Source organism: Sphingomonas sp., assembly GCF_040398505.1.
In the GTDB taxonomy this organism is placed as follows: Bacteria; Pseudomonadota; Alphaproteobacteria; order Sphingomonadales; family Sphingomonadaceae; genus Sphingomonas.
Map to the genome: position 1 here is coordinate 1 of NZ_JBBATX010000053.1, position 16,808 is coordinate 16,808.

Here is a 16,808-nt window from a genome sequence, read left to right on the forward strand (position 1 = left end):
CATCCTCTTCGCCGAGATCATCGTCTTCCATGTCGAGCGCGTCTTCGTCGTCATCATCGTTCTCGGAGGCGATGTCGGGGGCGATGTCGGTCAGCAATGTCCCGTCGCTCGGTCCGTCGCGCGTTACTTCGAGGATTTCGGCGCACTGGCTCTCGTCATAGCCGTCTTCATCGAAGCCGTCATCGCCAGTGCCGCTGCCCGAAACCTGATGTCCACCGATGCTCATCCTGTGTCTCCCCGCCGCCGGGTTTGCTGCGTGAGGCGGCGTGAACATCGAACCGCGATCGACCGTTTCGGTTCCCGGCCGCACCCAAGATTTCCGATCAGCTGGGGCGGAAAAGCCGCCCGCGCTCGACGATCGCGGCAATCGTCAGGCCGACCAGACCGGCGATGAGGAAGCCGCCATGCATCGGCCCCGTCGTGCCATCGAAACTCAGCCCGATCGCCCAGCCGATCACTGCGCCAAAGGTGATGCCGACAAAGCCCTGCACGCTCGACGCGGTCCCCGCGATCCCGCCCATATTCTCCATCGCCATCGCCGACATGTTGGAGGTGGCGAGGCCGAAACAGGCCATGGTGATCGCCTGGACGACGACGAACACGATCAGCGGCTCATCGCCCAGCCGTCCGACGATCAACCCAGTCGAGGACGACACGATCATCACCACCAACGCCGCCTGCGAGATGCGCCGCATCCCGACGCGCATGACGATCCGCGAATTGAGCAAATTCGCCGCCGCCATCGTCCCCGCCGACGCCGCGAACACCCCGCCGAGCCAGGCGGGCTGATGAAAGACCTGCGCCATAATCGGCTGGATCGACGACAAATAGCCGAAGATCGCGCCCTGACACACCATCGCCGCGATCGTGTAGCCGAGCGAATAGCGATCCTGCGCGGTCGCGCGCCATCCCGCCAACGTCGTGCGGATCGACAAGAGCTGCCGGTCTTCGGGCTTGAGCGTTTCGGGCATCCGCGCCGCAAACCAGATCAGGCACACCAGCCCACCGCCGGCGATCACCTCGAAAATCAGCCGCCACGATCCGACGAGCAGAATCGCCTGCCCGATGCTCGGCGCGACGATCGGCACGGCCATGAACACCATGAAGGCAAGGCTGGTGACCTGCGCCATCGCCCGGCCCGAAAAACAGTCCCGGATCAGCGCGATCGTCACGACTCGGCTGGCGGCAATTGCCAGACCGCTGGCGAAACGCGCGACCAGCAGCAGCGTGAAGTTCCCCGCCAAGCCGGCAAGCAAATTCCCGATGATGTAAGCGATCAGCCCGCAGATCAGCACCGGACGCCGCCCGAAGCGATCGGTCAGCGGCCCGTGGATCAACTGCCCGATGCCGAGCCCGATCACGAACACCGTCAGAATCAACGGCCCCTGACGAATCGTATCGACGCCCAAACGCCGCGCGATATCGGGAAGGGCCGGCAACATCGTATCGATGCCGAGCGCGGCGAGCGACATGAGCGCGGCGATCAGTGGCACGAATTCAACCATCCGGATCGGCGGCGAATCCTGCATCGAGGGAGCATCGAGGGCAGACATGCCGCGCCAATGCCCGACCCCGGCGCGAAGGTCACCCCGCAAAACGTGCACGCGCCGCGCCGGATGCCGCAACTGTCATGGAACGGTCGTGATCGCGGACCATTCTGCAAGTCCCATCAGGAAAGGATTTTACGATGAGCGTTTTCGGGATGATCAAGGATGCGATCTGGGGCAAGCCGGCTGAACCCGCCGCCGCAGCGCCCGCCCCTCAAGCTGCGGCACCCGCCGCCGCCACGCCCACGCCTGTTGCCGAAGCGGCGCCTGCCGCGCCGAAAGCGCCGATCGATGTCACCGCGATCCTGACGCAGAAAGCCGCCGAAAAGGGCCAGCCGCTCAATTGGCAGACCTCAATCGTCGATCTCATGAAGGTGCTCGATCTCGATCCGAGCCACGAAAACCGCGTCTCGCTCGCGCACGAACTCGGTTATGACGGCGATATCGAGGACAGCGCGACGATGAACATCTGGCTGCACAAGCATGTGATGGCGAACCTCGCTTCGTAACCGCTTGACGAAAGCAGCGGCAAGCCTTTAGTGTGTTATCTCTATGCCACACGAAAGGCTTGCCCATGCTTCGCGTTCAGCTTCGCACCCTGCTTTGCGCGCTGGCGCTCGTTCCGCTTGCGGCCTGTGGCGACGGTAAGGAGGGCGCGTCCTTCTCGATCAACAGCTCGGATTCGGACGGAAACGCCTCGGGTGCCAGCATCGACGGCACAGGCGAAGCGACGATCGACACGCCCTTCTTCAAGGGCAAGGTCACGCTGCCCAAGCTCAAGCTCAACGCCGACAATTTCGACATGAACGGCGTCCATCTCTATCCCGGATCGACGATCAGCGGGATGAACGTCGATGTGAAGGATCGGCCGGGTACCGGGAATGACGGTCGCGTCCGCGTCACCTTCGCCAGCCCCGCCGCGCCCGCGACGGTGCGCGACTGGTTCAAGCGCAAGTTGAATGCCGCAGGCTTCAAGCTCAGCGACAAGGGCAATGGACTGACCGGCACGACCGACGAGAACAAGCCCTTCACGCTGGAATTGACCCCCGACGGTGCGAATAAGTCGAACGGCGTCATCCTGATCGAATGACCGAGGCCTGCGTATCGCGGGGGTGGGCGCGCGGCACATTTGGCGGTACGGTTGCGCTTTCTCACGCGTAACGGACGTTCCATCATGCTCGACAGCCCCACCGCTCCTTCCAAGGCCGCGCAGGTTCCACCGCTTTCGCTCAACGACGAAGCCGCCGACCCCGCAGCGTTTGCCGCAGCGCTGGGCGGATCATTCGAACGCTTTGGGTTCGCGGTCGTCTCCGATCATGGCGTCCCCGCCGACTTGATTGCGCGCGCCTGGGCCATGACCGAAGCCTTTTTCGCGCTGCCCGAGGACACCAAGCGCGCGTATTTCGCGCCGGGCGGCGGCGGGGCGCGCGGCTATACGCCGTTCAAGACCGAGATCGCCAAGGGCGCGACGCATGTCGATTTGAAGGAATTCTGGCACGTCGGGCGCGAGCTGGCCAAGGGCCACCGCTTCGAGGCGCAAATGGCGCCCAATGTCTGGCCCGATCAGCCCGAAGGTTTTCGCGAAACGTTCATCGAATTGTTCGCGGCGTTCGATACAGCGGGTGACCGGCTGCTGTCGGCGATCGCGCGGCATCTGGGCCTTGCGCCCGATTGGTTCGATCATGCGGTGCGCGATGGCAATTCGGTGCTGCGGCTACTGCATTATCCGCCGATCCCCGCCGATGCGCCGGGCGTGCGCGCCGGGGCGCACGAGGATATCAACCTCATCACGCTGCTATTGGGGGCCGAAGAAGCCGGGCTCGAACTGCTCGACAAGAATGGCGAATGGCTCGCGATCAAGCCGCCCGAGGGCGCGATGGTCGTCAATGTCGGCGACATGCTGCAGCGGCTGACCAATCATGTCCTGCCCTCGACCACGCACCGCGTCGTCAATCCCGCGCCAGAACGGCGCGGCCATTCGCGCTATTCGATGCCCTTCTTCCTCCACCCCGCGCCCGATTTCCTGATCGAGACGCTGCCCTCGACGATCACCGCCGAGCGGCCCAACCGCTATCCCACGCCGATCACCGCGCATGACTATCTGCAGGAGCGGCTGGTCGAGATCGGGCTGGTCAAGGCGTAAAAACGCGTCACCCCGGCCTTGTGCCGGGGTCCACTCCTCCGCTAGCGCGGCGCTCGTTGATCGGTGGACCCCGGCACAAGGCCGGGGTGACGGAAGGAAGCTAATGACCAAACCACTCCGTATCGCGCTCGCCGGGCTCGGCACTGTGGGCGGCGGCGTCATCCGCTTGCTCGACACCAATGGCGCGTTGATCGCCAGACGCGCGGGGCGGCCGATCGAGATCGTCGCAGTGTCGGCGCGCGACCGGTCGAAGGATCGCGGGGTCGATATGTCGCGATTCGCATGGGTCGATGATACGACCGCGCTCGCCACCGTTGACGCCGATGTGGTGGTCGAGCTGGTCGGTGGGTCCGACGGCCCGGCGCTTGCGCTCGCGCGCGCGACGCTGGCGGCGGGCAAAAGCTTCGTCACCGCCAACAAAGCTATGCTCGCGCATCACGGGCTCGAACTCGCGCGCGCCGCCGAGGCCGCGCGCGTGGCGCTGAAATTCGAGGCGGCGGTCGCCGGCGGCGTACCGGTGATCAAGGGCCTGCGCGAGGGTGCGGCGGCGAACGAGATCGAGCGCGTTTACGGCATCCTCAACGGCACGTGCAATTTCATCCTGTCGAAGATGGAAGCGGAGGGTCGCGATTTCGCCGATGTGCTGGCCGAGGCGCAGGCGCTGGGCTTTGCCGAGGCCGATCCGCGCTTCGATATCGACGGCGTCGATGCCGCGCACAAATTGTCGCTGCTGGCGAGCCTCGCCTTCGGGACGCAGCCCGCCTTTGCCGATGTCGCGGCGAGCGGCATCCGCAACGTGCTCGCCGCCGACATCGCTGAAGCGGCCGCGCTCGGCTACCGCGTGCGGCTGCTGGGCTTGGCCGAATCGGGCCCGGCCGGGCTGTTCCAGCGCGTCCACCCGCACCTCGTGGCGCTCGATCATCCGCTCGCGCATGTCACCGGCGCGACCAATGCGGTGGTGGCGGAGGGCAATTTCGTCGGACGGCTGCTGTTCCAAGGTCCGGGCGCAGGCGATGGGCCGACCGCCTCCGCTGTCGTCGCCGATTTGATCGACATTGCCCGTGGCGAATTCGGCCCGGCCTTCGCGATGCCTGCCGACGCGCTGATCGAACAAGCCCCCGCCGACAGCGGCGAGCGACGCGGGCGCGCCTATGTCCGCTTCACCGTTGCCGACCGCGTCGGCGTGCTCGCCGAGATCGCCGCGGCGATGCGCGATGCCGGGGTCTCGATCGAAAGCCTGATGCAGCGCGGCGCAAGCCATGATGAGGGCGGGGCGGACGGATCGGTGCTGGTCGCGATCGTCACGCACGAAGGGCCGGAGCGCAGCGTGGCCCAAGCGCTCGAACGGCTGCGCGGATCGCAGAGCCTCGTCGGCCAGCCGCTGTGGATGCATATTTTATCTTAAACCGTTCCGGCTGAGCCTGTCGAAGCCCTGCGTGCCACAATCGGTGCAGGACCTGTGGCACGCAGCCCTTCGACAGGCTCAGGCCGAACGGGGATGTAGTGAACCGCTAAGGCAGAATCGTCCCCGTCGGCGGGGGCGCATCGAGTGCGATCGCGATGCGATTGGATTTGTCGGGTTTCTTGCGAAACGCTTTGCCGACGCCCTTCGCCATGTCGCCGGCTAACATGAAGATATTGGTGGCCTCACCCGGGCGCTCGCAACAACTGTCGGGCGCGATGACACGCTGGATCGTCCGAACCATCTGCGTGGCACCGCCGAAGATGTCGATCCCGGTGGTGCAGCCCTTCTGACGCGCCGCGCAAGGCGTATTGGTTTCCGCATCCAGCGCGCCAGTGCCGCGCAGATACGGGTTTACCGGCACGGGGCCGTCGGGCACCACTTCACCCGGATACGGCAGTTTCTGCGACGGAATCGGCTTGCCGCAGACGACGATGTCGTCGGGGTTGGTGCTGGTCTTGCCGTCCTTGCCACGCCGCACACAGGGTTCGGTCGCGATCGGCTCGAGGATCGAGAAGCGTGTCGGCGCTGGCGCAGCGACGGGCGCGGGTACCGATTCGATCGGGGCGACTTGCGCGGCGAGGAGCAGCAGGATCATGGCCTTCAAGCTGCCTTGTAATCATGGCCGATTTCAGGCGCGCGGCGCGACGCCCAATCGGGGAATTTCGATCGCCGGGCAACGGTCCATGACCACCTTCAGTCCCGCCGCCTCGGCGCGCGCAGCGGCGGCTTCGTTGACGACACCGAGTTGCAGCCAAACCGCCTTCGCGCCCGCCGCAATCGCTTCATCGACCGCATCGCCGGCGGCAGCGGAGTTGCGGAAGATGTCGACCAGGTCGATCGGATCGCCGATCTGGCTCAGGTCGCGGAACACGAATTCGCCGTGGAGATGCTCGCCGGTGATTTGCGGATTGATCGGGATCACGCGGTAGCCGTGGTGCTGCAAGGTCCGCATCACCTGATTAGACGGCCGATCGGGCCGATCCGATGCGCCGATCAGCGCAATCGTGCGCGTTTCCTCGAGCAGCGCCTTGATCTCGGCATCGGTGGTGAGCGGCATCAGGCATTTCCTTCGATCCACGCGGCAACCTTGTCCGCCACGCCTTGAAACGCGGCACCCTCGGGCCCGTTCCCGGCGGCGGGCGGCGTGCCCGCGTCCGAGGCAATCCGCACGCGAATGTCGAGCGGGATGCGCCCGAGGAACGGCAAGCCCAGCTCCGCCGCCGCCGCCTCGGCCCCGCCCGTGCCGAACGGATCGGAGATTTCGCCACAGGACGGGCAGGCATAGCCCGCCATATTTTCGATCAGCCCGATGATCGGCACGCCCGCTTTCACGAAAAAATCGATCGCGCGCCGCGCATCGATCAGCGCGAGATCCTGTGGGGTCGAGACGATCACCGCGCCACTCGGGCGATATTTCTGCACCATCGTCAGTTGCACGTCGCCCGTGCCTGGCGGCAAATCGAGCACCAGCGTATCCGCCACGCCCCAATTCGCATCCATCATTTGCGTCAGCGCGCCTGCCGCCATCGGCCCGCGCCAGGCAATCGCCTGATCGGCGGCGACGAGCATCCCCATCGACAAAAGCGGGACGCCGTACGGCGTCGGCACCGGATTGAGCACCTTGTTGTGCGCGGTCGGCTTGGCATCGGTCACGCCCATCAAGCGTGGCTGCGACGGGCCATAGATATCGGCATCAACCAGCCCGACACGTCGCCCGGCCCGCGCCAGCGCGATGGCGAGATTGGCGGAAACCGTCGATTTCCCGACGCCACCCTTCCCGCTCGCCACCGCCAGCACGATGCGGGCGCTGCGTTGGCTGGTCAGCGCAACGCGCACCGCGGTGACCCCGGGAACCGCACTCGCCGCTGCGCGCACCGCCGCGTCGAGTGTCTCTCGCGCGCCCTCATCGAGGCCGCTAACATCGACGACGATACTGGCACGCCCCGCCTCGATTCGGCCGGTCGCACGGGTCCCGGCGACGGCAGTGAGGGTGGAATCGAGCGAAATTGGCGTGTTCATCATGCGCAGATAGGCGCAGCGGTCACGCTTGCCACTGTTTTTCGGCGTAACGCTTCCCTATACTAGTTCCATGACGATCTTATCGGGCTGGTTCCCTCGCTTCACCATTCAGAACGCAGATAGCAAAGGCCCCTGGGGCGGCGGCGGCAATGGAGGCGGCAGCGGCGATGACGACAAATCCGGCGGTCCGCGCAACCCCTGGGCGCAGCCGCCTGCCGGCAAGCCGCGCAGCACGGGCGCCGGGCCGAGCGCGCTCGACGAATTCCTGAAGCGCGCACGCGGTGGCGGGGGCGGCGGCGGCGGCTTTGGCAGCGGCGGTCGCCCGCGCATCCCCGGCGCACCCAGTGCCGGGCAATTATGGGCGATCGGGGTCGGCATCGTGCTGGTCGCGTGGATCGGCCTGACCAGCTTTCATTCGATCGGCCCGCAACAACGGGGCGTGGTAACGACGCTTGGTCGCTATTCGGGCACGCTCGAACCCGGCATTCGCTTCACCTTGCCCGCGCCCTTTGTCGATGTGGCGAAGGTCGATGTCGCGGCGATCAACACCGACAGCTTCCCGGACGAAAGCGGCACCGAATCTCCCAATGACAAATTGATGCTGACCAGCGACCAGAACATCGTCGATCTCGATTATTCGGTGCGCTGGCAGATTGCGAACCCGCAGGACTTTGCGTTCCAGATCGACAACCCCCGCGAGACGCTGCGCGCCACCGCGCAAAGCGCGATGCGTGCGGTGGTCGCGACCGCGACGCTTGATGATGCGATCGGCTCGGGGCGCAACGCGATGGAAGCGCAAGTCCAGCAATCGATGCAGGACATCCTCGATCGCTATAATGCCGGCATCCGTATCCAGGGCGTGGCGATCAAGGGCGCGCAGGCCCCGGCGCAAGTCGCCGACGCCTTCAAGGAAGTCTCCGCCGCGCAGCAAAAGGCGCAGGGCGACATCAGCAAGGCGCGTGGCTATGCGCAGCAGGTCCTCGCCAAGGCGCAGGGCGAGGCCGCCGCGTTCGACGTGATCTACGCGCAGTATAAGCTCGCCCCCGAAGTGACGCGCCGCCGCATGTATTATGATACGATGGAGCAGGTGCTGTCCAAATCGGACAAGACCATCATCGAATCCCCGGGCGTCGTCCCCTATCTCCCGCTGCCGCGCGTGACGCGCACCGGGCCGGATGCGACACCCGTCGCCCCCGCCACTCAGAGCCAGGGAGCAGCCCAGTGAACGTCGCCATATTCCGCAATCCGATCACGATCGGCGTCGGCGCGTTGCTGCTGTTGATCCTTGCGGCCAGCACCTTTGCCATTGTGCCGGAAACCCGTCAGGCCGTCGTCCTGCGCCTGCAGACCCCGATCCGCACGATCAACGAATATAAGCCCAATGAAGTGTTCGGCAGCACCGGTGCCGGTCTCACCTGGCGCATTCCGTTCCTCGATCGGCTGATCTGGGTCGACAAGCGCATCCTCGACGTCGAGCTCGATAATCAGCAAGTGCTCTCGACCGAACAGAACCGGCTCGAAGTCGATGCCTATGCGCGCTTCCGCATCGTCGATCCGCTCAAGGCCGTCATCTCGACCGGCAGCACCTCGACCACCGAAGAGCGGGTGCGCAACCAGCTCCAGCCGCTGTTCAGCTCGGCGCTGCGCAACGAACTCAGCAAGCGGCCGTTCGCGGCCTTGCTCAGTCCCGAGCGCACGCAAGTCATGGGCAATATCCGCGCGGGCCTGCAACGGCTCGCATCGCAATATGGCGTGCAAATCATCGATGTGCGGATCAAGCATGCCGATTTGCCGAGCGGGACGCCGTTCGACAGCGCGCTGACCCGGATGCGCACCGCGCGCCAGCAACAGGCACTGACGATCCAGGCCCAAGGCCAGCAGACCGCGCAGATCATCGCCGCCCAAGCCGATGCGAAGGCCGCGCAAATCTATGCTGATGCGTTCAACAAGGACCCTGCCTTTTACGATTTCTATCGTGCGATGCAGTCCTACCGCGTGACCTTTGGCGCCGATGCCAAGGGACAAACCTCGCTGGTGCTGTCGCCGGACAATTCGTATCTGAAGGAGTTTCAGGGGCGGCGCTGAGCCGTGGCCCCATAAAGGCTGTCGAACCGTTCATATTCAAACGCCGTTCAGCAACCATGCGTATCTACGATCCGGTTGCTGCCAGTTGGTAGACGAGAGGAAACGATCCACGTGCGCTACGCCTACGCCATTACCGCCGCCCTGCTCCTGAGCGGCACCGCCGCTGCCATTGCCCTGCCAACGGTTGGGGGTGCGCAGACCGCGCAAAACGAACCCGCCATGATGGCCGCCACTGCGCCCAAGCCCGGTGCACCGATGAGCTTTGCCGATCTCGTGGCAAAATTGCAGCCCGCGGTCGTCAACATTTCGACCAGCCAGCGCATCACGCAACAGACTCAGCCAAACCCGTTTGCGGGCACGCCATTCGAAGGCATGTTCGGCCAGCAACAGGGCCAGGGCAGCAATGGCGCGCCGATCACGCGCGAGGCGACCTCGCTCGGCTCGGGCTTCATCATCTCGCCCGACGGCTATGTCGTCACCAACAATCACGTCGTCGCGCCAGCGGCCGGCGTGAAGGGTGCAACGGTCGATTCGATCACCGTCACGTTAATCGACCGCAAGGAATATGTCGCCAAGCTGATCGGGCGCGATCCGACCTCCGACCTTGCCTTGCTCAAGATCGATGCGAAGAATTTGCCATTCGTGAAGTTCGGCGATTCGGATGCCGCGCGCGTCGGTGACTGGGTGCTGGCGATCGGCAATCCGTTCGGGCTGGGCGGTACCGTGACCGCGGGCATCGTCTCCTCGCTCCACCGCGTTACCGGCGGCGGCGCGTATGACCGCTTCATCCAGACCGATGCCGCGATCAACCAGGGCAATTCGGGCGGCCCGATGTTCGATCTTTCGGGCAACGTGATCGGCATCAATTCGCAGATTCTGGGCAGTCAGGGCGGCGGCAATATCGGGATCGGCTTCGCGATTCCGGCGGTCGACGCCAAGCCGGTGATCGACAAATTGATGAAGGGCACGACGATCGCGCGCGGGTATCTCGGCGTTGGCGTGCAACCGCTCAGCGACGATCTTGCTGGCTCGTTCGGTCTTCCCAAGAACCAGGGTGAATTGATCGGTCGGATCGAGCCGGGACAGGCCGCCGACAAAGCCGGGTTGAAGGCAGGGGACATCGTGCTCCGCGTCGGCGGCAAGCCGGTCACCCCAGATCAGTCGCTCAGCTATCTGGTCGCCAATGTGGCGCCTGGCGCGCGCATCCCGCTCGACATCGTCCGGCAGGGCAAGCCGATGACGATCACCGCAGCCATCGGCACGCGTCCGCCGGAGGATCAACTCGCCGCATTGGGCAACCCCGAAGACGGCAGCGAGATGGGCGATGATGGCGACACGCCGTCGGTCGGCCAGCCCGCCGCCAACGCGCTCGGCGTGACGGTACAGACCTTGACCCCGCCGATCGCGCGCAACTTCAATGTCGATTCGTCGGTGCAAGGCGTCGTGATCGCCAATGTTGATCCGTCGAGCGATGCGGGATCGAAGGGCCTGAAGCGCGGCGACGTGATCGTCTCCGTCAATGGCGTGCCCGTTGCTACGCCAGCGGCGCTTGGTGCCGCCATTACGCAGGCCAAAGCTGCTGGCCGCGCGCAAGTCGCGTTGCAAATCGTCCGCGGCCGCGCGCCGGCGCTTTTCATCGGTGTCAAACTGAAGAAGTAAGCACATCTCCCTCCTCCGCGCCTAAGCGGGGGAGGGATTTTTTTGTTCCTCCGCCCCCCGTTTCGCGCGATATGATTCGAGACGAACGACCGGGGGCGACATTACCGACACGACGAGCATCTTCATCGGCGCAGGCCCCGGCGGTGCCAATCCGCAGCGGCTCGAACTCAAGCGCGCCAATCGCCACGGCCTGATCGCGGGCGCGACCGGCACCGGCAAGACGGTGACCGTCCAAGGCATCATCGAGGGCTTCTCCGCCGCCGGCGTGGCGTGCTTCGTCGCCGACGTGAAGGGCGATCTCTCCGGCCTCGCGATGGCCGGCTCGCCCACCGCGAAAAACCATGAGATCTTCGCCGCCCGCGCGCGCGAAGTTGGCGACGAGGCGTGGGCCTATGCCGATACGCCGGTGCAATTCTGGGACCTGTATGGCGAGCAGGGCCACCCGATCCGCACCACCATTTCCGAAATGGGGCCGCTGCTGCTGTCGCGGCTGATGGACCTCAACGACGTGCAGGAAGGCGTGCTGACGATCGCCTTCCACGTCGCCGACAAGGACGGGCTGCTGCTGCTCGACCTCGACGATTTGCAGGCGATGCTGGTCAGCTGTGGCGAACGCGCCGATGAGTTGACCACCACCTACGGTAACGTCTCGAAGCAATCGATCGGCACGATCCAGCGTTCACTGCTTCAGTTGCGGAGCCAAGGCGGCGAGCATTTCTTCGGCGAACCTGCGCTCGATATGGATGATTTCATTGGGGTGGACGATAAGGGCCGCGGGATCGTCAACGTGCTGGCGGCCGATAAATTAATGGCCTCGCCAAAGCTGTATGCGACGTTTCTGCTGTGGCTGATGAGCGAATTGTTCGAACATCTCCCCGAAGTGGGTGATCCCGACAAGCCCAAGCTCTGCTTCTTTTTCGACGAAGCGCATCTGCTGTTCGACAATGCGCCCAAGGCGCTGCTCGAAAAGATCGAACAAGTCGTGCGGCTGATCCGCTCGAAGGGCGTCGGCATCTATTTCATCACGCAGAACCCGATCGACATTCCCGACACCGTCGCCGGGCAGCTCGGCAACCGCGTGCAGCACGCGCTGCGCGCCTTCACTCCGCGCGATCAGGCGGCGGTTAAAGCGGCGGCAACGACGTTCCGCGCCAACCCCGGCGTCAATGTCGAAACCGCGATCACCGAATTGAAGGTCGGCGAGGCGCTGGTGTCGTTGCTGCTCCCCGACGGATCGCCCTCCCCGGTCGAGCGCACGCTGAACGCCCCGCCCGCCTCGCGCGTCGGGCCGGTTACCCCGGTCGAGCGCGGCGTGATGATCTCGACCGATCCGGTCGGCAGTAAATATGACTCGCTGATCGACCGCCAATCGGCCGAGGAAATCCTCGCGGGCAAGGCGCAGGAAGCGAGCGCCGCCGCTGCCGAAGCCGCCGCCAAGACCGAAGCCGAGAAGCAAGCCGCCGCGCAAGCCAAGGCCGATGCGGTTGCCGCCAAGGAAGCCGAACGCCAGCGCATCGCGGCACAGCGCGAGGCCGACCGTCAGGCCAAACTCGCCGAGCGCCAGGCCGCCGCCGAAGCCAAGGCCGCCGCCAATTCCCCTTGGAACCGCGCGATCACCTCGGCGACGCGCTCGGCTTCTTCGGCGGTCGGGCGGCAGGTGGCGAACGAAGTGTCGAAGGCGGTGTTCGGATCGTCGCGCGGGGCGGGCGCGGGGATTATCGGCGGGCTGGTGCGCGGGGTGCTGGGCGGGTTATTCAAGGGGCGCTGAGCTACTCCACCACCCCGGCGAATAGAAACCACCCCGGCGAAAGCCGGGGCCCAGTCGCGCAGGTCGAAGTAACGGAGTACAGCGCTCTCTTCCTCCCGTCTCGCTACTGGGCCCCGGCCTTCGCCGGGGTGGAGCAAAGGGGTGGAGTGCGGAGGGGGAGGTTAAGCGATAACCCCCGCCGCAGCCAGCGCATCAAGCTCGTCGCTAGAAAGCCCCAACGCCTCCGCCAGCACCGCCCGCGTATCCACCCCTGCCCTCGGCGGCGCGATCCGATACTCGGCAGGCGTCGCCGACAATTTCGCCGGAAACCCCACAACCCGCATCGCCGTGCCATCCGCGCGCGACAGATCGAGCACCTTGATGCCGGCAAGTGCGCCCGTCGTCATATCAGGCAGCGTCGGTCGCAGCAGCCGAGGCGGTGAGGCGCACCAACACCGCCCCCTCACTGACTTGCCCGCCCTCGACGGCGGTCAGTTCGGCCACGGTCCCGTCGAACGGCGCGGTGAGCGAATGCTCCATCTTCATCGCCTCGAGTGTAACGAGTTTCTGGCCCTTGGTGACGCTGTCGCCTGCGGAAACTTCGACCGCGATGATCCGGCCGGGCATGGGCGAGATGATCGCGCCGTCGGCGGCGGCTCCGGCGGCGGTGCCCGCGTCCGGACGCGATGTGAAGAAATAAGTTTCGCCCCGCTCTGTCACAATCAGCGTGCCGTCCTTCTCCCGGTCAGAGCTTAGTCCGGTGCTGGTGTCGCGGCTCTCGGCCGACACCGAATAGGCGCCTCCGCCCTCAAAGATCATGACAGAGGTTCGGGGTGCGCTGTTCAACCGAAAGCCGAAGAGTCCTTCAGCAAGCTTCCGCTGATCCCAGTCGATGTCGTCCGTCCAGTCCCGACGAAACCGATGCCCAGCCGTTTTGAGAACGAGATCGGATGGGGGACGGCGTTCTATAAGCGCATCACCGCTGCGAGCAATAAGACCAGTGTCCATCAACCCGTCCACAAATGCTGGCAGCGCGAGACACTCGTAAAGAAAGGCCTTGTTGGTACGCAACGGCCCTACAAAACTCTCGTTCAGATACGTCATCAGATTTGTGCGCGCCTCGTCACGGCATTGACCCGTCGCGATCACCTTGGCGATCATCGGATCGTAGAAGGTGCTGACTCGATCACCCTCTTCGACGGCGCTTTCAAGCCGCGCCTGCCAATGGAACAGCAACCGATCAACGAGGCCGGGGCTGGGCAAAAACCCCTTCGCCGGATCCTCTGCATACAACCGAGCCTCCATCGCCCAGCCGTTGATGTTCAGCTCATCCTGCCGCTTCGGCAGCACCTCCCCGCTCGCCACGCGCAGCTGCCATTCGACCAGATCGACGCCTGTGATTTCCTCGGTCACCGGATGTTCGACCTGCAACCGCGTGTTCATTTCCATGAACCAGATGCGGTCGGCGCGGAGGCCTTCGCTCGCATCGGCGATGAATTCGATCGTGCCCGCGCCGACATAATCGACCGCTTTTGCCGCCTTGACCGCCGCCGCGCAGATCGCCTCGCGGGTGGCCGCGTCCATCCCCGGCGCGGGGGCTTCCTCGATCACTTTCTGGTGGCGGCGCTGGAGCGAGCAGTCGCGCTCGAACAGATGGACGACGTTGCCGTGGGTGTCGCCAAACACCTGCACCTCGATATGGCGCGGCGAGAGGATGTATTTCTCGATCAGCACATCGGTATTGCCGAACGAGGACGCCGCCTCGCGCTGGCACGAAACGAGCGCGTCGGCGAAATCGGCCGGACCCTCGACCCGCCGCATCCCCTTGCCGCCACCGCCCGCGACGGCCTTGATCAGCACGGGATAACCGACCGCCGCCGCCTCCGCCGCCAGCCGTTCGGGCGATTGGTCCGCACCGAGATAGCCCGGCGTGACCGGCACGCCCGCCGCGATCATCCGCTCCTTGGCGGCATCCTTCAGCCCCATCGCGCGGATGCTGTCGGGCTTGGGGCCGACCCAGATAATCCCGGCGTCGATTACGCTCTGCGCAAAATCGGCGTTTTCGGAGAGGAAGCCATAGCCCGGATGGATCGCCTCCGCAGCCGTAGCCTTGGCGGCGGCGATGATCTTCTCCCCCACCAGATAGCTTTCGCGCGCTGGCGACGGTCCGATATGCACCGCCTCGTCGGCCTGTCGCACGTGCAATGCCTTGGCATCGGCATCGGAATAGACCGCAACCGTGCGCACGCCCATCGCGCGCGCGGTGCGGATGATGCGGCACGCAATCTCGCCGCGGTTGGCAATCAGCAGGGAGGTTATCGGCTTAATCTGGGTCATCGCTCTTGCCTAAAGGGAAATGCGGTCGGCGCAATCGCGCATCATTGCTTGCCCGCCATCATCACCGACAGATCGGTGATCGCGCGTTCGGGGTGGCGCGGGCGGACGTTGCGATACGCTTCGAAGATCAGTTTCATATCGGCAGCGTAATCGCCCGTCGGCATGATCGCGCGGCCAAGCCCGCCGGTCTTCTTGTCATAATCCATCATGCCGCAGACGATCGGCACCCCCGCCGCGACCGCGATGTGATAGAAGCCGGTGCGCCATTGCTTGACCGCCCCGCGCGTGCCCTCGGGCGCGATCGTCAGCATGAATTCCTTGCGGCGTGCGAATTCGGCGACCATCGCCTCGACATAATTCTTGCCGCCCGACTGATCGACGCAGACGCCGCCCATATCGGTCATGAAACGGTTGAGCGGCCAACGGAACAGGCTACGCTTCGCCATAAAGTGCGCCTTGATCCCCAGGCCATCGATGACGCCCAGATAATTGACGAAATCCCAATTCGACGTGTGCGGCACCGCGATGATGACGCAGCGCCGGTCAGCAGGGGCCGCCCCGACGATCGTCCAGCCGCGCGAGCGGAAATACCACAGCAGCACGCGGCGGAGGATGCGCGACATGAGCGCCGGTGGTGGATCCTGATACATTGCGCCCCTCCCGGCGGTTGTCCGGTTTTTTTCGGGTCTTTGGTCAGGCTTCGCAGCCGGTCGTGCGGCTGGAATAGGTGATGTTGGCGATCTTCCACGCGCCGTCTTCGCGCACCAGATCGAACAGATCGAAGCCGCAATGGTGCAGCTTGCCATCGATGGAGAAAGTGTAGCGGCCCCACACGAACGCGACGTCGCCGTCGATTTCGATCGCGGGATTGTACAGGCGTTCCTCGAGCCGCGGCCCGCCGGGTTTCAGGCCGGTGATGAACTCGGTCATCGAGCGGTGGACGATTTTCCGCGTGCCGTCGGCTGCCTCGGTCGCGACCGTCAGATTGCCGTCGGCGCGCACCACCGGCCGCAACCGCTCCCCGTCGCTCGCGGCGATCGCTGCGAAGACGGCGTTGACGGGGGCCATGACTTGCCCTTCCTCGCTCGCGGGCGGGGGGAGGCCGGTGCCCTTTGGCATCGGCTGCATCGGGGTGACTTGGGCGAGTAGGGCGAGAGCGAAGGTCAGGGGCATGGTCAGCCTTTCAATTCCTCCCCGAGCTTGTCTCGGGGAGGTGGCAGTGCGAAGCACTGACGGAGGGGATGGGGCGATGTTCAAGGACACAGCACCGAAGGGAAAGCCTGCCGCCATCCGTCAGTCGCGCCGCTTGCGCCAGGAAATGAGCTTGCCGGAAGTGTTGCTCTGGCAAGAGCTTCGAAAACGACCTTTTGGTTTGAAGTTCCGCCGGCAGCGACCGACCGGTGACGCGCTGAGCCTCGATTTCTACTGCATCGACGCGAAGCTCGCGATTGAGGTGGACGGGGAAGCGCACGCGCGAGCCGACCGCCCCGCAAGAGATAAGGCGCGCGATGCGTGGCTCGCATCTGAGGGCGTTGCGACCCTGCGCATCGCGGCGCGCGACGTGTTGCGGGATTTGGAAAGCGTTATACGCCACGTTGTGGAGACCGCCCGCGCGCGCCTGCCCCTCCACCATCCGGCTGCGCCGGATGGTCCCCCTCCCCGAGACAAGCACGGGGAGGCATGAGAAACGCCAATTCCTCCCCGAGCTCGTCTCGGGGAGGTGGCAGCGCGCAGCGCTGACGGAGGGGTACGTTCGCCTCACATCCGGAACACCCCGAAGCTCGGCCGCTCCGCGATCGGCGCATT

General features: G+C 65.1%; 17 protein-coding genes and 1 pseudogene. 9 read left to right on the forward strand and 9 right to left on the reverse strand.

The window, feature by feature from the left end; all coding sequences use genetic code 11:
• Both ABWP09_RS08330 and ABWP09_RS08335 read right to left on the reverse strand, forming a co-directional pair.
• A pseudogene (locus ABWP09_RS08330) lies at positions 1 to 226 on the reverse strand (DNA primase); the annotation flags it as partial.
• A 97-nt stretch (positions 227 to 323) separates the two neighbouring features.
• Positions 324 to 1,553 carry a multidrug effflux MFS transporter gene (locus tag ABWP09_RS08335; protein WP_353204682.1) on the reverse strand — a complete coding sequence of 410 codons (1,230 nt, stop codon included), beginning with the start codon at positions 1,551 to 1,553 and terminating at the stop codon, positions 324 to 326.
• 134 nt (positions 1,554 to 1,687) lie between these two features.
• On the opposite strand from ABWP09_RS08335, the gene ABWP09_RS08340 reads away from it, so the two are divergent.
• From ABWP09_RS08340 to ABWP09_RS08355, 4 genes are all read left to right on the forward strand, one after another.
• On the forward strand, positions 1,688 to 2,056 hold the full coding sequence (locus tag ABWP09_RS08340; RefSeq protein ID WP_353204683.1) for a DUF3597 domain-containing protein: 369 nt from the start codon (positions 1,688 to 1,690) through the stop codon (positions 2,054 to 2,056).
• A 65-nt stretch (positions 2,057 to 2,121) separates the two neighbouring features.
• Positions 2,122 to 2,637 (forward strand): hypothetical protein, encoded by a 516-nt coding sequence (locus ABWP09_RS08345; RefSeq protein ID WP_353204684.1) that lies wholly within the window; start codon positions 2,122 to 2,124, stop codon positions 2,635 to 2,637.
• 84 nt (positions 2,638 to 2,721) lie between these two features.
• On the forward strand, positions 2,722 to 3,690 hold the full coding sequence (locus ABWP09_RS08350; RefSeq protein WP_353204685.1) for an isopenicillin N synthase family dioxygenase: 969 nt from the start codon (positions 2,722 to 2,724) through the stop codon (positions 3,688 to 3,690).
• Between the two features lie 103 nt (positions 3,691 to 3,793).
• Entirely contained in the window at positions 3,794 to 5,095 is a 1,302-nt protein-coding gene (locus ABWP09_RS08355; protein ID WP_353204686.1) for a homoserine dehydrogenase, read from the forward strand.
• A 106-nt stretch (positions 5,096 to 5,201) separates the two neighbouring features.
• Here the strand turns inward: ABWP09_RS08355 and ABWP09_RS08360 are convergent, their stop codons facing one another.
• From ABWP09_RS08360 to ABWP09_RS08370, 3 genes are read right to left on the reverse strand one after another with little or no spacing between them, the layout of a single operon-like run.
• Positions 5,202 to 5,750: a hypothetical protein gene (locus ABWP09_RS08360; RefSeq protein ID WP_353204687.1), complete on the reverse strand. Its 549-nt coding sequence runs from the start codon at positions 5,748 to 5,750 to the stop codon at positions 5,202 to 5,204.
• A gap of 33 nt (positions 5,751 to 5,783) precedes the next feature.
• Positions 5,784 to 6,212, reverse strand: coding sequence for a CoA-binding protein (locus tag ABWP09_RS08365; RefSeq protein ID WP_353204688.1), 429 nt, complete (start codon positions 6,210 to 6,212; stop codon positions 5,784 to 5,786).
• Positions 6,212 to 7,174: an Mrp/NBP35 family ATP-binding protein gene (locus tag ABWP09_RS08370; protein ID WP_353204689.1), complete on the reverse strand. Its 963-nt coding sequence runs from the start codon at positions 7,172 to 7,174 to the stop codon at positions 6,212 to 6,214. The genes ABWP09_RS08365 and ABWP09_RS08370 overlap by 1 nt, the downstream gene beginning before the upstream one ends.
• Positions 7,175 to 7,244: 70 nt before the next feature.
• On the opposite strand from ABWP09_RS08370, the gene hflK reads away from it, so the two are divergent.
• The 4 genes from hflK (at position 7,245) to ABWP09_RS08390 (ending at position 12,686) form a co-directional block, all read left to right on the forward strand.
• Positions 7,245 to 8,399, forward strand: a complete 1,155-nt coding sequence (gene hflK / locus ABWP09_RS08375; RefSeq protein ID WP_353204690.1) for a protease modulator HflK — start codon at positions 7,245 to 7,247, stop codon at positions 8,397 to 8,399.
• Positions 8,396 to 9,259 (forward strand): protease modulator HflC, encoded by an 864-nt coding sequence (gene hflC / locus ABWP09_RS08380; protein ID WP_353204691.1) that lies wholly within the window; start codon positions 8,396 to 8,398, stop codon positions 9,257 to 9,259. The genes hflK and hflC overlap by 4 nt, the downstream gene beginning before the upstream one ends.
• Before the next feature lie 111 nt (positions 9,260 to 9,370).
• Positions 9,371 to 10,918 (forward strand): trypsin-like peptidase domain-containing protein, encoded by a 1,548-nt coding sequence (locus ABWP09_RS08385; RefSeq protein ID WP_353204692.1) that lies wholly within the window; start codon positions 9,371 to 9,373, stop codon positions 10,916 to 10,918.
• A 100-nt stretch (positions 10,919 to 11,018) separates the two neighbouring features.
• Positions 11,019 to 12,686, forward strand: a complete 1,668-nt coding sequence (locus ABWP09_RS08390) for a helicase HerA-like domain-containing protein (RefSeq protein WP_353204699.1) — start codon at positions 11,019 to 11,021, stop codon at positions 12,684 to 12,686.
• Between the two features lie 161 nt (positions 12,687 to 12,847).
• Here ABWP09_RS08390 and ABWP09_RS08395 read toward each other — a convergent pair whose 3' ends face one another.
• From ABWP09_RS08395 to ABWP09_RS08410, 4 genes are read right to left on the reverse strand one after another with little or no spacing between them, the layout of a single operon-like run.
• The gene (locus ABWP09_RS08395) at positions 12,848 to 13,072 is read right to left on the reverse strand and encodes a hypothetical protein (RefSeq protein ID WP_353204693.1); all 225 of its coding nucleotides are present in this window, start codon (positions 13,070 to 13,072) and stop codon (positions 12,848 to 12,850) included.
• A gap of 1 nt (position 13,073) precedes the next feature.
• The gene (locus tag ABWP09_RS08400; protein WP_353204694.1) at positions 13,074 to 15,002 is read right to left on the reverse strand and encodes an acetyl/propionyl/methylcrotonyl-CoA carboxylase subunit alpha; all 1,929 of its coding nucleotides are present in this window, start codon (positions 15,000 to 15,002) and stop codon (positions 13,074 to 13,076) included.
• 41 nt (positions 15,003 to 15,043) lie between these two features.
• Positions 15,044 to 15,652, reverse strand: coding sequence for a lysophospholipid acyltransferase family protein (locus tag ABWP09_RS08405; RefSeq protein WP_353204695.1), 609 nt, complete (start codon positions 15,650 to 15,652; stop codon positions 15,044 to 15,046).
• Between the two features lie 43 nt (positions 15,653 to 15,695).
• Entirely contained in the window at positions 15,696 to 16,175 is a 480-nt protein-coding gene (locus ABWP09_RS08410) for a nuclear transport factor 2 family protein (protein ID WP_353204696.1), read from the reverse strand.
• Positions 16,176 to 16,251: 76 nt separating this feature from the next.
• Here ABWP09_RS08410 and ABWP09_RS08415 point away from each other — a divergent pair, with 76 nt between their 5' ends.
• Positions 16,252 to 16,686 carry an endonuclease domain-containing protein gene (locus ABWP09_RS08415; protein ID WP_353204697.1) on the forward strand — a complete coding sequence of 145 codons (435 nt, stop codon included), beginning with the start codon at positions 16,252 to 16,254 and terminating at the stop codon, positions 16,684 to 16,686.
• The last annotated feature ends 122 nt before the right edge of the window (positions 16,687 to 16,808 follow it).

Bases quoted from the DNA above. Each gene is read 5' to 3' on its own strand.
- ABWP09_RS08335 (WP_353204682.1), bottom strand. From the start codon at position 1,553: ATGTCTGCCCTCGATGCTCCCTCGATGCAGGATTCGCCGCCGATCCGG.
- ABWP09_RS08340 (WP_353204683.1), top strand. From the start codon at position 1,688: ATGAGCGTTTTCGGGATGATCAAGGATGCGATCTGGGGCAAGCCGGCT.
- ABWP09_RS08345 (WP_353204684.1), top strand. From the start codon at position 2,122: ATGCTTCGCGTTCAGCTTCGCACCCTGCTTTGCGCGCTGGCGCTCGTT.
- ABWP09_RS08350 (WP_353204685.1), top strand. From the start codon at position 2,722: ATGCTCGACAGCCCCACCGCTCCTTCCAAGGCCGCGCAGGTTCCACCG.
- ABWP09_RS08355 (WP_353204686.1), top strand. From the start codon at position 3,794: ATGACCAAACCACTCCGTATCGCGCTCGCCGGGCTCGGCACTGTGGGC.
- ABWP09_RS08360 (WP_353204687.1), bottom strand. From the start codon at position 5,750: ATGATCCTGCTGCTCCTCGCCGCGCAAGTCGCCCCGATCGAATCGGTA.
- ABWP09_RS08365 (WP_353204688.1), bottom strand. From the start codon at position 6,212: ATGCCGCTCACCACCGATGCCGAGATCAAGGCGCTGCTCGAGGAAACG.
- ABWP09_RS08370 (WP_353204689.1), bottom strand. From the start codon at position 7,174: ATGAACACGCCAATTTCGCTCGATTCCACCCTCACTGCCGTCGCCGGG.
- hflK (WP_353204690.1), top strand. From the start codon at position 7,245: ATGACGATCTTATCGGGCTGGTTCCCTCGCTTCACCATTCAGAACGCA.
- ABWP09_RS08395 (WP_353204693.1), bottom strand. From the start codon at position 13,072: ATGACGACGGGCGCACTTGCCGGCATCAAGGTGCTCGATCTGTCGCGC.
- ABWP09_RS08400 (WP_353204694.1), bottom strand. From the start codon at position 15,002: ATGACCCAGATTAAGCCGATAACCTCCCTGCTGATTGCCAACCGCGGC.
- ABWP09_RS08405 (WP_353204695.1), bottom strand. From the start codon at position 15,652: ATGTATCAGGATCCACCACCGGCGCTCATGTCGCGCATCCTCCGCCGC.
- ABWP09_RS08410 (WP_353204696.1), bottom strand. From the start codon at position 16,175: ATGCCCCTGACCTTCGCTCTCGCCCTACTCGCCCAAGTCACCCCGATG.
- ABWP09_RS08415 (WP_353204697.1), top strand. From the start codon at position 16,252: ATGTTCAAGGACACAGCACCGAAGGGAAAGCCTGCCGCCATCCGTCAG.